3 protein-coding genes are annotated in these 3,518 nt (G+C 64.6%); all 3 read right to left on the reverse strand.

Going from position 1 to position 3,518, the window contains the following annotated elements; translation table 11 throughout:
* Positions 1-194: 194 nt before the first annotated feature.
* A complete protein-coding gene (bhcC, locus tag AB0T83_RS20090) occupies positions 195-1,358 on the reverse strand; it encodes a 3-hydroxy-D-aspartate aldolase BhcC (RefSeq protein WP_366194973.1) in 1,164 nt (387 codons plus the stop codon).
* A 13-nt stretch (positions 1,359-1,371) separates the two neighbouring features.
* A complete protein-coding gene (gene bhcB / locus AB0T83_RS20095) occupies positions 1,372-2,337 on the reverse strand; it encodes a beta-hydroxyaspartate dehydratase BhcB (protein ID WP_366194975.1) in 966 nt (321 codons plus the stop codon).
* On the reverse strand, positions 2,337-3,518 hold a 1,182-nt coding region (gene bhcA / locus AB0T83_RS20100), incomplete at its 5' end, for an L-aspartate--glyoxylate aminotransferase BhcA (protein WP_366194974.1). The genes bhcB and bhcA, both read right to left, overlap by 1 nt.

The raw sequence follows: 3,518 nt of genomic DNA on the forward strand, positions 1-3,518 counted from the left end.
GCGGCAAAGACCTTCTCGACCGCGGCAAAGGCCGCGTCGCGCGTCATCAGGTCGGCAATGTCGCGTTCGGGTACGATCAACATGTCATTCTCCAAATTCCGTTCGCGCGCCCGTGTGCCACTGCCGGTGGGAAGGCATACACACGGGCGACTTTACGGCTCCTCCCGAGCCGCCCCCACCGAAACGGATCGTCCTCAGTAGGCCTTGCCACGGGCCGAGACCGGCCAGAGCGTTTCGACCCTGTCACCGCGCACGCCCACATACCAGTCGTGGACATTGGCGGTCGGGTCGCAATGGCCGGGCACCAGCCGCAGCTTGTCGCCCACCTTCAGCACGCCGTTCGGGTCCGAGATGACCCCGTGCTCGTCCGAGCACTTGATGTATTCCACGTCGTCGCGCCCGAAGATGAACGGCAGGCCGCTGTCCACCGATTGCGCCTTCAGACCGGCGTCGCAGATCGCCTTGTCGGCCTTGGCGTGGCTCATCACCTGGGTCAGGATGAAGAAGGCGTTTTCCCATTCGCCCTGATCGATGCGCTTGCCGTCCTTGTCCAGAATGCGGCCGTAATCGGCATCCATGAAGGCGTAGGAGCCGCACTGAAGCTCGTTATAGACACCCGAGTTGGCCTCGAAATAGTACGAGCCGGTGCCGCCGCCCGACACCAGTTCGCAGTCCAGCCCGACGGCCTTCAGACCCTCGACCGCGTCGCGCACCTGGGCAATGGCAATGTCCAGCTTTTCCTTGCGCGCCTCATAGGTGTCCAGATGCTGCATCGCGCCCTGATAGGCCTGGATGCCGGTGAATTTCAGGCCCGGGGCGGCATCGATGGCGCGGGCAATCTCGACCACGGCCTCGGTGGTGGTCACGCCGCAGCGCCCGGCGCCGCAGTCGATCTCGACGAAGCATTCGATCTGGGTGCCGTGCTTCTGGGCCGCCGCCGACAGGTCGGCCACATTGTCGATGTCATCGACGCAGACGATGGTGCGCGCGCCCAGTTTCGGCAGGCGGGCCAGCCGGTCGATCTTGGCCGGGTCGCGGACCTGGTTGGACACCAGCACATCCTTGATGCCGCCGCGGGCAAAGACCTCGGCCTCGGAGACCTTCTGGCAGCAAACGCCGATGGCACCGCCCAGACGTTCCTGCAGCTTGGCCACATCCACCGATTTGTGCATCTTGCCGTGCACCCGGTGGCGCATGCCGTGCGCCTTGGCGTAATCGCCCATCTTGGTGATGTTGCGTTCCAGCGCGTCCAGATCGAGGACCAGACAAGGGGTCTGGATGTCCGCGGCGTCCATGCCGGGCACGGCCGGAACGTCGAAGCCCACGTCGAGATCGTCGAGATTGACAGGTGCGTTCATTGGAGTTGCTCCCTCATTGGGTCCAGGGCAGTTTGTCGAGATCGACATTGCCGCCGGTGATGATGACGCCGACGCGCTTGCCTTTGAACGCATCGGGATTTTTCAGGATGGTGGCCAGCGGCACGGCGCTGGAGGGTTCCATGACCACGCGCAAGTGCTTCCAGGTCAGTTTCATGGCCGCGATGATCTCGGCGTCCGACGCGGTGTAGATCTCGCTCACATGGTTCGACACGAAATGCCAGGTCAGGTCCTTCAGGGGCACCAGCAGCCCGTCGGCGATGGTCTTGGGGGCATCGTCGGCGATGATATGCCCGGCCTTGAAGCTGCGATAGGCGTCGTCGGCCTGTTCGGGCTCGGCGGCGATAACCTTGGTTTCGGGGGCCAGCGTCGACAGGGTCAGGCAGGTGCCCGAGATCATGCCGCCGCCACCGATGGGCGCGACCACCATGTCCAGACCGTCGGTCTGTTCGGTGAATTCCTTGGCGCAGGTCCCCTGCCCGGCGATCACGCGCGGGTCGTTGTAGGGATGCACGAAGTCGCCGCCGGTTTCGGCCTGCACCTGCGCGAAAGTGGCTTCGCGCGACGAGGTCGAGGGCTCGCATTCGGTGATCTTGCCGCCATAACGGCGCACGGTGTCCTTCTTGGCCTGCGGCGCGGTGCGCGGCATCACCACGTTGCAGGGAATGCCCCGGCGCATGGCGGCATAGGACAGGCAGGACGCGTGGTTGCCCGACGAATGGGTGGCGACCCCCTTGGCCGCCTGCCCTTCGTCCAGCCCGAAGACCGCGTTGGTGGCGCCGCGCACCTTGAAGGCGCCCGGTTCCTGAAAGTTCTCGCATTTGAAGAACAGTTGCGCGCCGGTCAACTCGTTCAGATAGTCCGAGGTGCGCACCGGCGTGCGGCGGATGTGCGGCTTGATCCGCTTATGCGCCGCCAGCATGTCGTCATAGGTGGGGATGTGCATCGACAGATCCTTCATCACGCCGCGGTTTTCAGGCTGGCCGCAGGGTGGCCACGGTAATATTCCTGCGCCGCCGCCACGCCCGAGCCCAGCGGGATATCCAGACCCAGATCGGCCATGCACATCTCTGCGGTGGCGATGCCCGACAGGGTCATGACATCGGTCAGGCTGCCCAGATGGCCGATGCGGAACACCTTGCCCGAAACCTCGCCCAGACCGACCCCGAAAGCGACACCATAGGTGGTGGCCGCATGGGTGACGATGTCGGTGGCGTTGAAACCCTCGGGCGTGCGGATGGCGCTGACCGTATCGGAATGGACCGACGGGTCATTGGCGCAGAGTTCCAGCCCCCAGGCGGAGACTGCGGCGCGCACCCCTTCGGCAATCCGGTGATGCCGGGCAAAGACGTTGTCCAGACCTTCGCTCAGCAGCATCTGGCAGGACAGGTTCAACCCGTTCAGCAGGCCGACTGCGGGGGTGTAGGGATAGGCGTTGTTGGCATACCCCTTGGCCATGTCGTGCACATCAAAGAAGGTGCGCGGCAGTCCGGCGGTTTTGGTGGCCTCCATCGCTTTGGCGCTGAAGCCGACGATGGCCAGACCGGCGGTGAGCATGAAGCCCTTTTGCGAGCCGGCAACCGCAACATCCACCCCCCAGTCGTCGAAGCGGAAATCCATCGAGGCAATCGAGCTGACACCGTCGACAAACAGCAGCGCCGGGTGGCCCGCCGCGTCCAGCGCCCGGCGGACGGCGGCAATATCGGATTTCACGCCGGTGGCGGTTTCATTGTGGGTGGCCAGAACGACCTTGATCTGGTGCGCGGTGTCGGCGGTCAGGATCTCTTCATAGCGATCCGCCGGCAGCCCGTCGCCCCAGGGGGTTTCGACGATCTGAACGTCCAGCCCGTGACGCTGGCACATGTCGATCCAGCGGTGGCTGAACATGCCGTTGCGCGCCGCCAGAACCCTGTCGCCCGCCGACAGCGTGTTGGTCAGCGCGGTTTCCCAGCCGCCGGTGCCGGTAGAGGGAAAGATGAAGACCTCGGCCGTGTCGCTTTTCAGGATCTTGCGCACGCCGTCGCGCGCCGGATGCAGGATCTGGCCGAACAGCGGCGACCGGTGGTCGATGGTGGGCATATCGCAAGCCTTGCGCAGGCTTTCGGGAATGTTGGTCGGCCCGGGAATGAAAACGGGATTCTG

The organism is Meridianimarinicoccus marinus (assembly GCF_040689105.1).
Classification (GTDB): Bacteria; Pseudomonadota; Alphaproteobacteria; order Rhodobacterales; family Rhodobacteraceae; genus Meridianimarinicoccus; species Meridianimarinicoccus marinus.

Excerpts from the sequence above, each read along its gene's own strand:
- bhcB (WP_366194975.1), bottom strand. The coding sequence starts at position 2,337 with ATGAAGGATCTGTCGATGCACATCCCCACCTATGACGACATGCTGGCG.
- bhcC (WP_366194973.1), bottom strand. The coding sequence starts at position 1,358 with ATGAACGCACCTGTCAATCTCGACGATCTCGACGTGGGCTTCGACGTT.